The organism is Caballeronia sp. ATUFL_F2_KS9A, assembly GCF_023630765.1.
GTDB classification, from domain to species: domain Bacteria; phylum Pseudomonadota; class Gammaproteobacteria; order Burkholderiales; family Burkholderiaceae; genus Caballeronia; species Caballeronia zhejiangensis.
In genome coordinates this window covers 1-18894 of sequence record NZ_JALQEK010000053.1, presented here as the reverse complement: position 1 = coordinate 18894, position 18894 = coordinate 1, and the positions used below count along the sequence as shown (strand labels likewise).

The window sequence follows — 18894 nt, the reverse complement described above, 5'->3', positions numbered from 1 at the left end:
CGCGCCATACGCGGCGCTGTCATTCGAAGGAGATACGCATGCGTCGCTTGCTCGACATTGTGGTCTCTCTTCTTTTGAGCGTCACGGCGCTTTATTCAGGTGCCGGTGGCGACAAGGATGGGGCCTAAAGGCGCGCGGCTGTTCTTCATCCGTTCCGATCGCTACGATGCGGCCTCGCAATGTGTTAGTGGCTCCGCGCGCGAGGATGCAATTAGCGCACAGTGCGCCGTTGTTCCACCGTTCTTGGCGATCGGTGGCCGCACACGACCGGGAGGACCGCTTTGCGCGGTCATCCGTCATCGATAGATTCGTCGTTGGATAGTGTCCTTCGTCCGGTTTGACGCTTAAGGCTGTTTCGAGGGCGTCAGAAGCGATGCTTCAAGCCGACGGCCGCTTCGAGCTGATTCGTCGTGGAAGCCGGGGCGGTCACGCCGTTAATCCATGCCACGCCCAAGGGCGAAGTGCCGCTCGGGCTCGACCGTTGCCACGCGCCCTGAATGTAGACATCGGTGCGCCGAGAGAAGCGGTAATCGGCCATCGCGCTTACCTGATTCCAATGTGGAATGCCGCCGCCGCCGTTTCCGCCTGCGCGCGAATAGGTGTACGCGCCCGAAAGTTCGACCGCCGGCGTCAGCGCATACCGAATGTTTCCTTCGAAGTTCTGGAAAGTTCCGCTCAGCCCAGTCTGAAAGAATTGCGAGAGCTTGGTGTGCGAGTACACGAAGCCGGCCACACCCGGACCGAAGGTGTAGTTCACACCGGCGCCAAAGGTCTTCTGACTGCTGGCCAGCACGCCCAAAGGCACACCCGTCGGCGTCAGCGCGCCTTGCAGGGACGCGCCGGTTGTATCGGTGACTGCGCCGTTCGTATTCAACTGTGCCGGCGTGCGCGCAGAACTGCTGAGCGCGAGATAACCCGCACCGAAGTTCCACGCGCCCGCGACGTATGAGATGCCGAAGCTATACGCACGATTGTTCGCGAATCCGCCCGCCTGATTGGAGAAGCCGTACAGCCCACCGAACCGAAAGCCTGCGATGTTCGGGCTCAGGTACTTGACCGCGTTGTTGATCTGAAACGAGTCGTTCAGATTGTCGTTGTCTAGCGGATGCGCAAAGTGCGTGCCCCCGAACTCCGTACCCGTCAATGAAAGCGGCGCGACGAAATCGACCATGCTGTCGGTCTGACGGCCCAGCGTGAGCGCGCCGTATTCGCGGCTCGACAAGCCGACATACGCCAGGCGATTGAAGAGGCGCATGTTTGCCGAGTACTGCCCGGTATTCAAATTGAAGCCGCTTTCCAGTGTGAAGATTGCCTTCACGCCCCCGCCGAGGTCCTCGGCCCCGCGCAAACCCCAGCGGCTGTACTGGACTGCGCCGCTCGTCATTTCCCAGTTGCTGTGCCCGCCGCCCGTCCCGCTGATCTGGCTGTTCGTATAGGTCAAACCCGCATCGATTAGCCCGTAGAGCGTGACGCTGCCTTGCGCATGCGCTGCCCCGCCGAGTGTGAGGATCGTCGTCGCACCTATCTTAAGCATCTTTTTCATGTGCCTGCTCCAGCAGCCAAGGCCGGGAGATACATTCTCTGGGAACGCTTTCTATACGGAGCTAGATGTCTCACGGGCGCGCAGCCTTGCGAGTCATCGATACGAAAAGGCGCGATGTGCTCTACCTGACTTTATGCGATCGCGGTCAGATCTGCCAACTCAAAAGCTACGCAGACACAGATGTCGGGACATCCGTGCTGGAACAACAGGCACGCAGCTAACTAACGCCCGCGACCAACGGACTGACCACTGCGCAAATGGGCAATCCGACCAGCTTCGTACGATCGGGACCGTCATTCCGTAACGTCACGACATGGTGGGCGTCGGCCTGCGTCGTCGTGGTCCGACTTCACTTCGATGTACTTTCCGAAGACGGGTGTTCGGCCTGCTCAGCCGGAATCACACGACCGCTTACCGAGGTCGCGTCGGCTCTGTGCTGCGTTCGACTCTCGTCGCGTGGAGCGGTTGCGAGAACCCCTCCAACAGCGATCGCGCCGATGATGGCGATGCTCGACGCGAGCAACATCTGCCGGCTGACGCTTTGTGACGAGGACGTCAGAGATTCTCCTGTCGCTTCATCCGGAGGCGGATTCGGCGGCAAATGTGTCTGGCAGCGTTTGCATAGAGAGGCCATAGCGCTTACTTCGGCGCCGCATGTATCGCATATTTTGTAGCGCATTCAGTTATCTTCTCGAGTTTCTACTTCGCGCGCAGCGGTGGCGTCCGGAGCTAAAGAGGCGAAAGCGATCTCGCCATATCGGCAGTGGAAGCGCAAGACTTGAGACGCCCGATGCCTGAGGGTGTGATTTGCCCGAATGAGGAAGTACAAGCGACGGCAAAACCAAGGCGATGCGCTAGCCCGTTGCTTTGCGCGGCACACTCGTCAAAAGACGCCGAAAGCACCGTTAAGTAAACCGAATGCTATCCGTAAACAGTATGAAAGCAGTGGATTTCTCATCCCGGGAAACCCGCTCGCATCTGTCTACGGAGAATCACAACCATGAAGGTCGTCACCAAACTGGGTCTGGGCTTCGGCATCGTGCTGTCAACGTTGTTCGCCGTGCTCGTCTTCGGTCTCGTGAGCATGTCGCAAATCCAGGCGCGCTTCGATGAAGTGGTCGAAGTCAACAATGCGGAGGCGAAGCTCGCGCACGTGCTGAGCCTGTCGGTGAGCGACCGGATGATTGCACTGCGCAACATCGCGCTTCTGACCGATGCGGCCGCGGTCGAGACGGAGAAAGCGCGCATCCGTACGCAGGCGCAAGGCTACGCGCAGGCTTACGACGCACTCGGCACGCGCTTCAAGGAAAGCGATCAGACCTCCGCAAGCGAACGCGCGGTATTCGAGAAGCTTCGCGCGAACGAAGCCGCCGCCGCGCCGATCATCGAAAAGGCGATCTCGCTTGCCGAAGCGCGCGAGCAACAGGCGGCAATTCGCGTGCTGATCGACGAGTTGCGGCCTGTGCAACGGGACTGGATGAGTACCACGAAGGACATGATCGCGCTGCAGGATGAACAGAACGATATCGCCAACCGCGACGCCGACGCCGCCTACGCCCGCGCCAAAGCGATCATGCTCGCGCTCGGCGTAGCAGCCTTGCTTGCCGGCATCGTAGCCGCGCTTGTCATCACGCGCGGTCTTACACGCGCGCTCGGCGGCGAACCGGGCGAAGCGATGGCGCTTGCGGCACGCATCGCTCAAGGCAATCTACGCGATGCGATCCCGCTCGAAGGCCGCAGCCCCGACAGCCTGATGGTCTCGCTCGAGACGATGCGCGCGCGTCTGAACACGATCGTGGTTGGCATTCAATCATCGAGCATGGCGATTGCCGAAGCGGCCAGCGAAATCGCGCAGGGCACTGTCGATCTGTCGAAACGCACGGAGTCTCAGGCGGCATCGCTCGAAGAAACGGCGGCGAGCATGGAAGAACTCGCGAGCACGGTCGCGAAGAATGCCGACAACGCCGCCGAGGGCACGCACGCCGCGACGAAAGCATGCGGCGACGCGACTCAGGGCGGCGACACGGTCAACGACGTGGTCGCGACCATGCGCAGCATCGCGCAGGCTTCGTCGCAGATGGCCGACATCATCGGCGTGATCGAAGGCATCGCGTTTCAGACCAACATCCTCGCGCTCAATGCGGCCGTCGAGGCCGCGCGGGCAGGCGATCAGGGCCGCGGGTTCGCGGTCGTCGCCGGCGAAGTGCGCGCACTGGCGCAACGCAGCGCCGTGGCCGCCAAGGAGATCAAGACGCTCATCGATGCTTCGAACGCGCGCGTGTCGAACGGCTCGGCGCTCGTCGAGCATGCCGGCGGCACGATCGAAGGCCTGGTCGCGTCAGTGAATCGCGTGACGGCCATCATGAGCGAAGTGGCGGCGGCATCTGGCGAGCAGCGCATGGGCATCGATCAGGTGAATGTGGCCGTCGCGCAGATGGACGAGGTCACGCAGCAGAACGCGGCACTCGTCGAAGAGGCGTCCGCCGCCGCTCAATCGCTCGCCGAGCAGGCCGAAGCGTTGCGTCGGGCGGTCGCGGTGTTTCAAGTGGAGTGAGCCGCGCGGTCCTGGATCGCCGCGCAGCGCCTGCACGATGAAGTTCGACGCGACGCGTCCGTCCTGAGGGTCCATGCGCGGACCGTAGGTGTTGAAGATGCGCGCGACGCGCACATCGGTGCCGTACATGCGGCGATAGGCGAAGCACAGCGTCTCCGCGGCGCGCTTGCCTTCCACTGGTTGCGCAGCCCTAAGTTTTTGCGGAAGGAATTACGCGCCAAACGTTTGCTTGTTCGGGGCTGACTTTGCCGGCGTCGCTGTCGAACGCCGTAGGTGGGGACGTCGTGTTCGAGGGAACGGCGAACTTATTCGGCCACTGCCGAGCCGCTGCGTCCGGCGAAGAGGCCTTCTTTCAGTGCTTCGGAAGAGACGTCGATGAGGCGCCCGTTCGCAACCTGAACGAGACGATCGGCGCATTCGAAATAGGCATCGTCGTGAGAAATGACGATGACCGTCTTGCCCTTGCGCTTGAGCTCGGGAATCAACTGCGTATAGAACACGCGCCTGAATACGGGATCCTGGTCGGCGGCCCATTCGTCGAAGAGATAGATCGGGCGGTCTTCCAGATACGACGCTATGAGCGCCATGCGCTTGCGTTGTCCGGAAGAGAGATTGACCGTGCTGAACCGGTTGCCCTTCATGCTGACCTTGTGGTCGAGTTCGAGCTTGTGAAGATACTGTGCCGCCTGCTTCGCGATTTGCGACTGGTCTTCACACAGCACTTCATCGAACAGATGAAAGTCGGCGAACACGGCCGAGAAGCGCTCGCGATAATGCGCAAGGTTGTCTCTCTCGACTTTTACACCGTTCAGTTCTACGTGCCCTTGCTCGGGCTCGTACAGTCCGAGCAGCAGCATCGCGAGCGTGGTCTTGCCGCTGCCGTTTCCGCCGATCAGATAAACGACTTCGCCCTGACGAATCGACAGATCGATCGGTCCGAGTGTGAACGGATGATCTTCCGTCAGCCCCGGATAGCGATGCGATACGGCGGAAAACCGGATCAGCGGCACGCCTTCGACTGCTGCCCCGAAGGGATCGTCTGCGGACCCATGACCGTCATCGTCCGCTTGCTGCGTGAGCTCGGCATCGAGAATGCGGATGCGCTGAAGCGCAATCGACGCCTGACGAAGAATCGGCAAGATCGTCATGACTTCGCTGACCGGATGGATCAGGAAAAGAAGCAGGAGGGTGAGCGTCACGAGCACGCCGTGGGATTGTGGAAACCAGTGCGGCACGACGAGCAGGATCAGGCCGATCGCCACATAGAAGAGCATGCCACCGGCGTTGGCGACGAGCGAATAGATGAGCATCGCGCGGGTGAACGATCGGCGGAATGCGTGTGCGGTCGAATGAACGACGTGTTCGGTGAAGTATCGGGCTCGCGCGTCGTTGAGTTGCAATTCCCGCGTCCCTTCCAGCAAGGAACGAAAGTGCCGGAAGATGACATCGAGCTGATCTCGCACCGCTTGCATTTCGCGCAAGGGCCAGCGTTCGATACTGTGATAGATCGCCCCCCCGACGACGAGAAAGACGAAAAAGCACGCGAACGCCTGCCACGAAAGCCAGGCCATATACACGAGGCATACGACAATGAGCACGACGTTGCCGAACGCGAGCGGCAGCATTTGCGATGCCTGCGCGAACGTGTTGATGTCCGTGGTAAGAATGGCGAGCAGGCGCGGCTTCCCGAGCGATTGCAGCTTCTTGTAGGGCGTGCGCAGGATCTTGCGGCATAGCTCGATTCGAAGACTGCAGATCACCTGCTGACCGAAATCGAGCACGATGATCTGCGAACTCGTTCTGAACAGCAATTGCGCCGCGCACACCGCGAAGAAAACGATCACCAGTCCGCGCGTTTCGATCTGGCCGGCGGCGACCTGGCCGATGAGACGCGCGATCTCCGCGCTGCACAGCGCCCCGGCGAACCCGGCGATGACTGCAATGACCAGTCGCGGCATCGACTGTCGGCGAAGCTGCGCGGGAATGATCGAGAACATCACTGACCTCCGCTCACGGCATCCGGCAGCGAAGCAAGGAAGGCGTCGATCGTACGATTGAATTCGTCGGGGTTATCGGTCATCACCGCATGGCCGGCGCGGGATATCGTGGCGAGTTGCCCTTCACATAGCGCGTGATGCGCCATGCGTTGCGCAACCTGCGGCTTTAGCACCGCTGACCCGACGCCTCTCACGACGAGCGTCGGGCAGCGCACGGACGCCAGCATCTGCCACAGTTGTTCCGCCTGCGGCTCCCTCTTTTGCGGCGACTCATCGGCGACGCGCCGGTCCAGCTTCGGCTCGAACACTCCGGCCGGCGTGCGGCGCAACGCATGCAGCGCGAGATTGCGAAGCGCACGGCCGTTGGCCAGCGGACGCCGTTCGAGCAACCACGAGACATATCCGTCGACCGTGTCGAATGTAGCCGGCGTCTCGCGTATGTCGGCACGAACGCGTTGTGAACCCGATGCATCGGATTCCGGTCCGAAGTCCACCATGACCAGTCCGGAAACATGGTGTCCGAGCAGTGCGTTCAATTGCAGTGCGACACTGCCGCCGAGCGAATGACCGATAAGAACGGGCTTTCTTATGTTCATTGCAAGCAGAACCTGCAATACATCGCCCGCGAGGGTTGGCGAATCGTAAGCGCGCTCCGGGTCCCAGCTCGAATCTCCGTGGCCCCTCAGATCGATCGACACGAAACGATGTTCGGCCGACGCTGCGTCGGTCAATGTTCGCCATACGCCGCTGCACTCGCCGCGGCCGTGCAGCAAGACGCAGGGCGTGCCGATACTTCCGGACTCTTCGACGGAAATATCAAAACGGCCGTCGCGAACCTTGATGCTGCGACGCTGCATGAATAAGGGACGTTTCATCGTGAGCACCTGTCAGGAATGACGCTTAGTGTGTCTTTCGAAAGTTAGCGTCGGATGAGGACGCGGATCGGTTCGAATCACGGTCATGGGCTAACTGCGAACTAACTCTCGACGCATACCCTGACGCACATCCAAACCTACCGGTGGAGTGCTCATGAAAAGCGCCGAACATGTTTATGAAGCGCAGGATTCGCTGCTCGTCGAGTTTGCGGACACCGAGACGACCGACGTATCGCCGGAAGCACTCGCAGCGATGGTCGCCGAGGCAATGCGCGCGAAGCGATGCGTCGTTTCGATACCCGTCGACGATCGCGTTGTCGAGTTGTGCGCCGCCCGCACGGAGGCATTCGGCGAAGTGCATATCGGGGAGAGGACGGCCATCGTCGAATACTCGGACGCGCGCGACAAGATGTTCGCCGTCCTCGCGCTGAACGGAAAGACGATAGGCGTCGTGCAAGTATCGGGACCGCGGCTCGGACGGCAATTCGATGAACATGATCTGAAGCTGCTTCGCATTCTCGGCACGTTCGTCACGCGATCCGTCGAGGCGGACCGGCTTGAGAAGCTCGTCGCCTCGCCGTTCGCTCAGGCAACGATCAAGCGATCCTCGGATCAGACGATCGGCGACATCGTCGCGCAATCCGTACAGAACCCGAGCCAGCTCTCGAAGATGCTTGCACGATCGTTCTATCGGGAGATGACGCGCGCGGGATTCGACTTCGGTCAGATCATCGGCGCAGCCACCGAAATCATTTCGGAACTCGCCAGCAACGTGCGCAAGCATACCGATCGCAAGCAGCGGCGCGCAGGTTGAGCGATCGTCATATCGGCGGCCTCGGCGCACTCTTTTCACTCCTTCCATTCCTTCGTTCGATAGCAGCGCCACCGGCCTAAGCCCGTGGCGCTGTTCGTTCTCTACTTCGCTGATGCACCAATCACATTCATCGATGCGAGGTTCTGTCCGATCATCGCGAGCGACGATGGCAGGCACATCTCGCCATGCATGCAGTCGATGTCGTAGTTCACGATCGAACCGTTCACACACGCTCGCCATTGCGCGCTACGTCGGGGTTGTCCGGGCGCTTCGGAGCGCGTCGCCGTGAAATAGACGATATCGCCATGGAACGACCGGGGCGTGTACATCGATTGCAACTGCATGTTCCGTTGCGTCGTGCCGATCAGCGTTGTGACGTGCTCGTCCGTGATATACGCCGGTATCAGCCGATGCTCACGCAGCGCGACCACGCGCTCGGTGGTCGATTGCATTGCCTGAAGCGTGAGCGTGAGATCGGGCGACATGTCCGGGAACGTCGCGGCGAACAGCGCCCATTCATCGACTTCGGATGCAGTGAGTCCGTCCGGAAGACGCGAATCCAGCAACACGAGCTCGCCGATCTTCTCGCCAAGGTTTTGCAGTTGCGTCGCCATTTCGTACGCGAGCAGTCCGCCGAAGGACCAGCCGAGGAGGTGATAGGGACCGTGAGGCTGAACCGTGCGGATGCGCGCGATATAGTCCGCCGCCATGTCGACGATGCTCGCGGGACGGTAGCCGGGCTCCTTCAACGCCGGCGTCTGGACGGCGTAGAGGGGCCGGTCGTCATCGATGATCTTCGCGAGACCCGCATAGCTCCACGCCAGTCCGCCGACCGGATGAATGCAGAAGAGCGGTGCGCCGCTCCCCGATGCCCGGATAGGCAGAATCGGATCGAATTCGTTGTTCGAAGGCGCGGCGTTCAGTTGATCGGCGAGTTCCGCGACCGATGGCGCATTGAAGAGAACGCGAATCGAAATGTCCTGGCCGAGCTTCGCGTGAATCGATGCCATCAACTGAACAGCCAGCAACGAATGCCCGCCGAGCGCGAAGAAGTTATCGAAGACACTCACGCGCTCGAGTCCGAGGACGCTGGCAAAGCACTGCGCGAGCGTATGTTCGAGCGAGGTGCGCGGCGCGACATAAGCGGCGAGATCCTGCCACTGCGGATCGGGCAATGCGCGCCGATCGAGCTTGCCGTTGGGCGTGAGCGGCAGCGCATCGAGCGTGACGAACGCCGATGGCACCATGTAATCCGGCAAGCGCGCAGTCACATGCTCGCGAAGCGCATTCGTATCGATAGCGGTGGCGCCAGTGACATAGGCGATGAGCTGCTGGTCCTGCGTCTCTTCACGCCGCGCCCGTGCGATGACGACGGCTTCGCGCACGGCCGGATGACTCGCGAGCTGCGCTTCGATCTCGCCGAGTTCGATCCGGAAACCGCGAATCTTGACCTGATGATCGTTGCGTCCGAGGAACTCGAGATTGCCATCGGCGCGATAGCGCGCGAGATCGCCCGTGCGATAGATGCGCGCATCGGCAATGAACGGATCGTCGAGGAAGCGCTCGGCGGTGAGCTCGGCACGATTGAGATAACCACGCGCCACCCCCGCGCCACCGATATACAACTCGCCCACGGCACCCGGCGGCACGAGCCGGTAGTGCGCATCGAGCACGTACAGACGCGTGTTGGCAATCGGCCGGCCGACCGATACCGTGGATGACCTATGCGCGTCGCGGCCCGTGCGATAGCACGAGGACCAGACCGTCGTTTCAGTCGGACCGTAGAGATTCCACAGCGCCTTGACCTTCTCGTTCAGACGCGCCGCGAGGTTCGCGGACAACGCTTCGCCGCCGCACAGCGCGGTAAGCTTCGCGCTGCCGCTCCACTGCGTATCGAGCAGCATGCGCCAGGTGGCCGGGGTCGCCTGCATGAAGCTGATGGCGTGTGCATCGATGAGCGCTTGCAACGCGAGCGGATCGGCCGCATCGTTGCGCGATGCGAGCACGATGCGCGCGCCGGCGCTCAAGGGTAAATACAACTCCAGGCCCGCGATATCGAAGGATATCGTCGTGACAGCGAGCAGTGTGTCGGCGGCGTTCATCGAGGTGATATCGCGCATCGAGCACAGGAAGTTCAGCATCTGGCGATGCTCGATCATCACGCCTTTGGGCTTGCCTGTGGAGCCCGATGTAAAGAGCACGTATGCGAGATGATGTGGTTCGATTCTGGTTTGAGGATTGTCCTCTGATGCATCGAGCGATGCGTCCGGATCGAGCACGCTCAACGTACCCGTATCGCCGAGTGCTTCACGGCCGATGGCATCGGCGAGCAAGAGGCGCGGCGTCGAGTCAGTGAGGATGTGAGTCAGGCGTTCGCCGGGGTAAGCCGGATCGAGCGGCACATAGGCGCCGCCCGCTTTGAGTATCGCGAGCAACGCCACCACCATGCCGATGCCACGCTCCACGCACAGCGCCACGCGATCTTCCGGTTCGACCCCTAGCGCGAGCAGACGATGCGCGAGCCGATTGGCGCGCGCATTGAGTTGCGCATACGTGAGCGTCTGATCTCCAAAGATCAGCGCGATCGCATCGGGCGTGCGCTCGACCTGCTGCTCGAACAACTGATGAATGCACAGATCGACAGGGTACGACGCAGCCGTATCGTTCCACGTCTGGACCAGTAACTGACGCGTCTTGGGCGGCAGCACATCGAGTTGGTCGACGGGCGTCTGCGGTGCCTGCTCGAGTGCCTGCACGAGGCTCGATAACGCTTGCTCCATGTACCCGCACAACTGATCGGGCGAGAGCGGCGCGAGCGTTTGCGCGGTCAAGCCAAGGCTCTCGCCGTTGTCTTCGACAGCGAGCATGAGCGGATAGTTGGTGCGCTCTTCGGCGCCCAGCAGCTCGATCCCCTCGAAGGCATATTGTTCATCGGCGACGGCCTGGTTGTGGCGATAGTTCAGCAGCGCGCTAAAGAGCGGCGCGGGCGCGGCCACGCCACTGCATCGCTGAGCGAGTGCGAGCGGGGCATGCTGATGCTGCAGCAAGGCCGCGAGACGCTGATGCGTGTCACGCACGCTATCGACAACAGAGACATCGTTCACATCGAGGCGAATCGGCAAGGTGTTGATGAGCAGCCCGAGCGCCTGATCGACACCTGCCTGCATGCGCCCGAGCAGCACGGTGCCGAAGACGATGCGGCCATCGCCGGTGCTTGCCGCGTCGAGCACACGCGCCCATGCGAGATGACAGAGACTGGCGAGACTGACGCCGAGTTCTCGCGCCTGCGTGCGCAGACGCGTGTTCAACGCCGCGGGCAACGTCACGCGAGCTTCGGCAACCGAGGAGCCGTCGTGATGCACATCGGTGAAGCCGAAGGGCAGCGTGGGCTCGCTGAGCTCGGCGAGCATGTCGCGGAAGAACGCTTCATGCTCCTGTTGAGTGGCGCCGAGCCGCGCCTGCGCGACCAGATCGCGAAACGGTTGCGCCACATCGAGCGCATCGGCATGGCCCTCGAGCAGTGCGCTGATCTCTTTCTGAATCACTTCGAGCGTAACGTGATCGCCGATCAGGTGATGCCACACGAGCAGCGCGAGCCAGCGCGGCGAATCGTGTTCCTTCGCGAGGGTGAGCCGAAGCAGGGGCGCCCGATGCAGAGGCAGGCGTTGCGAGCGCGCATCGAACAGACGCGCGAGTTGATCGACAGCCGGACCGTGTGCGGGATCGAGCTCGATCTCATCGATGGTGACAGGCGCTTGGCGACAGACGACTTGCGCGGGCGTGCTGATGCCGTCGTGGATGAAGGCGGTGCGCAGGATGTCGTGCCGTGCGATGATCCGTTGCAGCGCATCGAGCCAGGCATCCAGACGCTCGCGGCTATCGAAGGCGATGCGCGCGGTTTGCAGATACGGGTCGCCCTCGGTGCTCAGCATGTGATGGAACAGAATGCCTTCCTGCAGCGGTGCGAGCGCGTAAATGTCCTGCACGTTCGTTATGCCGCCCGGGACTTGTTCGACGATGGAGTCGATATCCGCTTGCGTCAAGGCGATGAGCGGCAGCATGGCAGGGGTGAGCGCGGTCGTGTCGCGCGTGATGACATTGGGCGGCACGACGATATCGTGCGCAATCGCACCGCGCTCGATCGATGCGGCAAGCGTGCTGAGCACGGGCGTGGCGAAGAGATCGCGCACATTGGCGTGCAGGCCGATGCGGCGCATGCGTTCGATGAGCGTGACGGCCAGCAGCGAATGGCCGCCGAGCGCGAAGAAGTTATCCTGCCGGCCGACGCGATCGAGGCCCAGCAATTCGGCCCACAGATCGGCGAGCGACGATTCGGTCTCGCCCAAAGGCGCTTCGAAGGGACGCAACGCGAAGGCATCGGCGTGCGGATCGGGCAGCGCGTGACGGTCGAGCTTGCCGTTGGGTGTGAGCGGCAGTGCATCGAGCATGACGATCGCTGAGGGCACCATGTAATCGGGCAAGCACTCGGCGAGATGCTCGCGCAAGACACTGGCATCGACATCGGCGAGCAGCGTGACATAAGCGATGAGTTGCTGATCCTGCGAGGCTTCGCTGCGGGCCCGCGCGATGACGACCGCTTCACGCACGGCGGCATGATCCACGAGTTGCGCTTCGATCTCGCCGAGCTCGATACGGAAGCCGCGCACCTTCACCTGATGATCGTTGCGGCCGAGGAACTCGATGTTGCCATCGGCACGATAACGTGCGAGATCGCCTGTGCGGTACATGCGATCGCCGGGCATGAACGGATCGTCGCGGAAGCGTTCGGCGGTGAGTTCAGGCCGGTTGAGATAGCCACGCGCCACGCCCGCGCCGCCGATATACACTTCGCCCACCGTGCCGAGCGGCACCGGCTTGCATCGCGCATCGAGCAGATAGACGCTGGTGTTGGCGATCGGCTTGCCGATGGTCTCCTTCAGGTGATCGCCCCTATGCATCTCGATCCACGTCGAGTAAGTGGTCGTCTCGGACGGGCCATACAGATTGCACAATCGTTCGATATCGGTCTCGGCGAAGATGCGTTTCATCAGCGCGAGCCTGAGCGGCTCGCCCGCAAGGTTGATAGTCTCGACGGATGCGAGCGATGCACCTGCATCGAGTAGGGAAGTGATCGCCGAAGGCACCGTGTTGACGAGGCTCACATCGTGCGGCTTTCTGGAAAGTGCGAGGACGTTGTCGACGAGATGCACGGTGGCGCCGCAGGTCAACGGTGCGAAGCATTCATAGATCGAAAGATCAAAATTGATCGATGTGGCAAACAGCGTGTGTGAAAGCTCTTTCGATGTAAAGGCGTTCTGCGCCCAGTTCAGGAAGTTGACGGCGTTTCGATGTTCGATGGCGACGCCCTTCGGCTTGCCCGTCGATCCCGACGTATAGATCACATACGCGAGGTTGTGCGGCGCGACCGGTGCTTGCGGATCGGCCTGCGAGAGCGTTTCGTCGTCGGATGCATGAAGATCGAGTACCGTCAGAGTGCCCGTGTCGCCCAACGCATGACGGCCGGCTGCATCGGCGATCAGCAATCGAGGCGCGGCATCGGCAAGAATGTGATTCAGCCGTTCACCCGGATACGCAGGATCGAGTGGCACGTATGCGCCGCCCGCCTTGAGCGTGGCTATCAACGAGACGATCATGCCGACGCGCCGCTCCATGCATAACGCGACGCGATCTTCCGGACGCACGCGCAGCGCGATCAGTCGATGAGCAAGCCGATTAGCACGCGCATTCAGCTCCGCATACGTGAGGGATTCGTCTTCGAAGATGAGCGCGGTGGCATCGGGCGTGCGTCGAACCTGTTGCTCGAAAAGCTGATGCATGGAGAGGTGCTCGGGGTAGGCGGCTGCCGTGTCGTTCCATCGATCGAACAACGCATACTCTTCAGGCAACACGAGTTCGAGCGCATGTAACGGTACATCGGGCCGCGCGAGCGCCTGATCCAGCAAGCGCGTGAAGCGTTCGCCGAAACGCACGATAGTCTGCCTATCGAAAAGATCGCTTGCGTAGCTGATGCTGCCCGCGAAGCGGTCGTGCGTGTGAGTCAGGTTCAGCGTGAGGTCGAACTTGGCGCCGGCTTCGGCCGGGGGCAGAAGTTCCAGCGTGAGACCGGGCAAAGTAAGCGCCTCGAGCGGCGCATTCTGCAAGACGAGCATCACTTGAAAGAGCGGCGTACGGCTCGTGTCGCGCGCCGGCGCGAGGGCTTCGACGAGTTTTTCGAAAGGCAGGTCCTGATGTGCGTAAGCGGCGAGCGTCGTATCGCGCACTTGCGTGAGCAATTCGCGCATGCTGGGCGCGCCCGACAGATCCGCACGCAATACGAGCGTATTGACGAACAGACCGATGAGCGGTTCGATCTGTGCATGCGTGCGATTGGCGATCGGCGAGCCGACTGCCACTTGCGATTGCCCGGAGAGACGACCAAGAAGCGTCTGGAGTGTGGCGAGCAGCACCATGAATGGCGTCACGCCTTCTCGATGCGCGAGCGTGGTCACGCGCTCCGACAAGTTGGGACTCAGCGAAAAGGGCAATGTTGCGCCACGTCCGCTGATCCGCGCAGGGCGAGGGCGATCAGTCGGCAGATCGAGCGGTGCGAGTTCGGCGAGCTGAGTGCGCCAGTATTGCGTCTGTCGATCGAGTTCCGCGCCGGTGAGCCAATCGCGCTGCCACAACGTAAAGTCGGCATACTGCACGGCCAACGGCGGCAAAGCGAGCGCTTCGTCATGCAACGCGGCCTCATAGCACGCGCCGAGTTCACGCACGAGCACGCCGATGGACCAGCCATCGGAGATGATGTGATGCATCGCGAAGAGCAGCACATGCTCGTCTTCGGCGAGGCGAAGCAGCCGCGCGCGAAGAAGCGGCCCGTGCTGAAGATCGAAGGCTCGCGTGGCTTCGACTTGCGTGATCCGGCGGACTTCGGCGGCTTGCGCGTCGGAGGCGAGCGTGCCGAGTTCGACGAGAGGCAGTGCGATCCGCAATTGCGTCGCGATACATTGAACCGCCTGCCCGTCTTGTTGCACGAACGAAGTACGCAGGCTTTCGTGACGCTCCACGAGGGCATTCAACGCAGTGTCGAGCGCCGGAACATCGAGCGACCCGCTCAGGCGCACGGCTACCGGAATGTTATAGGTCGACTGTCCGGGGTTGAGCTGTTCGAGGAACCACAAGCGTTCCTGCGCAAAAGACAGCGGTAAATGCTGCGGCCGCGTGCGTGCTTGCAGTGTCGGGATTGCGCTCACGCGACCCGTTTCCTGCTGTAAGGTTTCGCCGAGCGAAGCCACGGTCGGCGCATCGAACAATGTTCGTAATGGCAATTCGATGCAAAGCGCCTGACGCAAGCGCGATACGAGTTGCGTGGCCAGCAACGAATGCCCGCCGAGCGCGAAGAAGTTGTCGAAGACACTCACGCGCTCGAGTCCGAGGACGCTGGCAAAGCACTGCGCGAGCGTATGTTCGAGCGAGGTGCGCGGCGCGACATAAGCGGCGAGATCCTGCCACTGCGGATCGGGCAATGCGCGCCGATCGAGCTTGCCGTTGGGCGTGAGCGGCAGCGCATCGAGCGTGACGAACGCCGATGGCACCATGTAATCCGGCAAGCGCGCAGTCACATGCTCGCGAAGCGCGTTCGTATCGATAGCGGTGGCGCCAGTGACATAGGCGATGAGCTGCTGGTCCTGCGTCTCTTCACGCCGCGCGCGTGCGATGACGACGGCCTCGCGCACGGCCGGATGACTCGCGAGCTGCGCTTCGATCTCGCCGAGTTCGATCCGGAAGCCGCGAATCTTGACCTGATTATCGTTGCGTCCGAGGAACTCGAGATTGCCATCGGCGCGATAGCGCGCGAGATCGCCCGTGCGATAGATGCGCGCATCGGCAATGAACGGATCGTCGAGGAAGCGCTCGGCGGTGAGCTCGGCACGATTGAGATAACCACGCGCCACCCCCGCGCCACCGATATACAACTCGCCCACGGCACCCGGCGGCACGAGCCGGTAGTGCGCATCGAGCACGTACAGACGCGTGTTGGCAATCGGCCGGCCGACCGATACCGTGGATGACCTATGCGCGTCGCGGCCCGTGCGATAGCACGAGGACCAGACCGTCGTTTCAGTCGGACCGTAGAGATTCCACAGCGCCTTGACCTTCTCGTTCAGACGCGCCGCGAGGTTCGCGGACAACGCTTCGCCGCCGCACAGCGCGGTAAGCTTCGCGCTGCCGCTCCACTGCGTATCGAGCAGCATGCGCCAGGTGGCCGGGGTCGCCTGCATGAAGCTGATGGCGTGTGCATCGATGAGCGCTTGCAACGCGAGCGGATCGGCCGCATCGTTGCGCGATGCGAGCACGATGCGCGCGCCGGCGCTCAAGGGTAAATACAACTCCAGGCCCGCGATATCGAAGGATATCGTCGTGACAGCGAGCAGTGTGTCGGCGGCGTTCATCGAGGTGATATCGCGCATCGAGCACAGGAAGTTCAGCATCTGGCGATGCTCGATCATCACGCCTTTGGGCTTGCCTGTGGAGCCCGATGTAAAGAGCACGTATGCGAGATGATGTGGTTCGATTCTGGTTTGAGGATTGTCCTCTGATGCATCGAGCGATGCGTCCGGATCGAGCACGCTCAACGTACCCGTATCGCCGAGTGCTTCACGGCCGATGGCATCGGCGAGCAAGAGGCGCGGCGTCGAGTCAGTGAGGATGTGAGTCAGGCGTTCGCCGGGGTAAGCCGGATCGAGCGGCACATAGGCGCCGCCCGCTTTGAGTATCGCGAGCAACGCCACCACCATGCCGATGCCACGCTCCACGCACAGCGCCACGCGATCTTCCGGTTCGACCCCTAGCGCGAGCAGACGATGCGCGAGCCGATTGGCGCGCGCATTGAGTTGCGCATACGTGAGCGTCTGATCTCCAAAGATCAGCGCGATCGCATCGGGCGTGCGCTCGACCTGCTGCTCGAACAACTGATGAATGCACAGATCGACAGGGTACGACGCAGCCGTATCGTTCCACGTCTGGACCAGTAACTGACGCGTCTTGGGCGGCAGCACATCGAGTTGGTCGACGGGCGTCTGCGGTGCCTGCTCGAGTGCCTGCACGAGGCTCGATAACGCTTGCTCCATGTACCCGCACAACTGATCGGGCGAGAGCGGCGCGAGCGTTTGCGCGGTCAAGCCAAGGCTCTCGCCGTTGTCTTCGACAGCGAGCATGAGCGGATAGTTGGTGCGCTCTTCGGCGCCCAGCAGCTCGATCCCCTCGAAGGCATATTGTTCATCGGCGACGGCCTGGTTGTGGCGATAGTTCAGCAGCGCGCTAAAGAGCGGCGCGGGCGCGGCCACGCCACTGCATCGCTGAGCGAGTGCGAGCGGGGCATGCTGATGCTGCAGCAAGGCCGCGAGACGCTGATGCGTGTCACGCACGCTATCGACAACAGAGACATCGTTCACATCGAGGCGAATCGGCAAGGTGTTGATGAGCAGCCCGAGCGCCTGATCGACACCTGCCTGCATGCGCCCGAGCAGCACGGTGCCGAAGACGATGCGGCCATCGCCGGTGCTTGCCGCGTCGAGCACACGCGCCCATGCGAGATGACAGAGACTGGCGAGACTGACGCCGAGTTCTCGCGCCTGCGTGCGCAGACGCGTGTTCAACGCCGCGGGCAACGTCACGCGAGCTTCGGCAACCGAGGAGCCGTCGTGATGCACATCGGTGAAGCCGAAGGGCAGCGTGGGCTCGCTGAGCTCGGCGAGCATGTCGCGGAAGAACGCTTCATGCTCCTGTTGAGTGGCGCCGAGCCGCGCCTGCGCGACCAGATCGCGAAACGGTTGCGCCACATCGAGCGCATCGGCATGGCCCTCGAGCAGTGCGCTGATCTCTTTCTGAATCACTTCGAGCGTAACGTGATCGCCGATCAGGTGATGCCACACGAGCAGCGCGAGCCAGCGCGGCGAATCGTGTTCCTTCGCGAGGGTGAGCCGAAGCAGGGGCGCCCGATGCAGAGGCAGGCGTTGCGAGCGCGCATCGAACAGACGCGCGAGTTGATCGACAGCCGGACCGTGTGCGGGATCGAGCTCGATCTCATCGATGGTGACAGGCGCTTGGCGACAGACGACTTGCGCGGGCGTGCTGATGCCGTCGTGGATGAAGGCGGTGCGCAGGATGTCGTGCCGTGCGATGATCCGTTGCAGCGCATCGAGCCAGGCATCCAGACGCTCGCGGCTATCGAAGGCGATGCGCGCGGTTTGCAGATACGGGTCGCCCTCGGTGCTCAGCATGTGATGGAACAGAATGCCTTCCTGCAGCGGTGCGAGCGCGTAAATGTCCTGCACGTTCGTTATGCCGCCCGGGACTTGTTCGACGATGGAGTCGATATCCGCTTGCGTCAAGGCGATGAGCGGCAGCATGGCAGGGGTGAGCGCGGTCGTGTCGGGCGTGATGACATTGGGCGGCACGACGATATCGTGCGCAATCGCACCGCGCTCGATCGATGCGGCAAGCGTGCTGAGCACGGGCGTGGCGAAGAGATCGCGCACATTGGCGTGCAGGCCGATGCGGCGCATGCGTTCGATGAGCGTGACGGCCAGCAGCGAATGGCCGCCGAGCGCGAAGAAGTTATCCTGCCGGCCGACGCGATCGAGGCCCAGCAATTCGGCCCACAGATCGGCGAGCGACGATTCGGTCTCGCCCAAAGGCGCTTCGAAGGGACGCAACGCGAAGGCATCGGCGTGCGGATCGGGCAGCGCGTGACGGTCGAGCTTGCCGTTGGGTGTGAGCGGCAGTGCATCGAGCATGACGATCGCTGAGGGCACCATGTAATCGGGCAAGCACTCGGCGAGATGCTCGCGCAAGACACTGGCATCGACATCGGCGAGCAGCGTGACATAAGCGATGAGTTGCTGATCCTGCGAGGCTTCGCTGCGGGCCCGCGCGATGACGACCGCTTCACGCACGGCGGCATGATCCACGAGTTGCGCTTCGATCTCGCCGAGCTCGATACGGAAGCCGCGCACCTTCACCTGATGATCGTTGCGGCCGAGGAACTCGATGTTGCCATCGGCACGATAACGTGCGAGATCGCCTGTGCGGTACATGCGATCGCC

General features: G+C 62.1%; 5 protein-coding genes and 2 pseudogenes. 2 read left to right on the top strand and 5 right to left on the bottom strand.

Features of this window, described 5'->3' with window-relative positions:
- Window positions 1–364: 364 nt before the first annotated feature.
- Window positions 365–1543, bottom strand: coding sequence for a porin (locus NCS67_RS29730; RefSeq protein WP_250437710.1), 1179 nt, complete (start codon window positions 1541–1543; stop codon window positions 365–367).
- 1000 nt (window positions 1544–2543) lie between these two features.
- On the opposite strand from NCS67_RS29730, the gene NCS67_RS29725 reads away from it, so the two are divergent.
- The gene (locus NCS67_RS29725; protein ID WP_175982478.1) at window positions 2544–4097 is read left to right on the top strand and encodes a methyl-accepting chemotaxis protein; all 1554 of its coding nucleotides are present in this window, start codon (window positions 2544–2546) and stop codon (window positions 4095–4097) included.
- Window positions 4098–4109: 12 nt separating this feature from the next.
- On the opposite strand, the pseudogene NCS67_RS29720 reads toward NCS67_RS29725, so the two are convergent.
- The 3 genes and pseudogenes from NCS67_RS29720 to NCS67_RS29710 form a co-directional block, all read right to left on the bottom strand.
- Window positions 4110–4271: pseudogene (locus NCS67_RS29720) on the bottom strand (NAD-dependent epimerase/dehydratase family protein); the annotation flags it as partial.
- Window positions 4272–4402: 131 nt separating this feature from the next.
- The gene (locus tag NCS67_RS29715; RefSeq protein ID WP_250437709.1) at window positions 4403–6094 is read right to left on the bottom strand and encodes a cyclic peptide export ABC transporter; all 1692 of its coding nucleotides are present in this window, start codon (window positions 6092–6094) and stop codon (window positions 4403–4405) included.
- Entirely contained in the window at window positions 6094–6969 is an 876-nt protein-coding gene (locus NCS67_RS29710) for an alpha/beta fold hydrolase (RefSeq protein WP_235366135.1), read from the bottom strand. The genes NCS67_RS29715 and NCS67_RS29710 overlap by 1 nt, the downstream gene beginning before the upstream one ends.
- Window positions 6970–7123: 154 nt before the next feature.
- Between NCS67_RS29710 and NCS67_RS29705 the strand changes: the two genes are divergently transcribed.
- Window positions 7124–7783, top strand: a complete 660-nt coding sequence (locus tag NCS67_RS29705) for a hypothetical protein (RefSeq protein WP_250437708.1) — start codon at window positions 7124–7126, stop codon at window positions 7781–7783.
- Window positions 7784–7884: 101 nt separating this feature from the next.
- Here NCS67_RS29705 and NCS67_RS29700 read toward each other — a convergent pair.
- Window positions 7885–18888, bottom strand: a pseudogene (locus NCS67_RS29700) (non-ribosomal peptide synthetase); the annotation flags it as partial.
- Window positions 18889–18894: the final 6 nt, after the last annotated feature.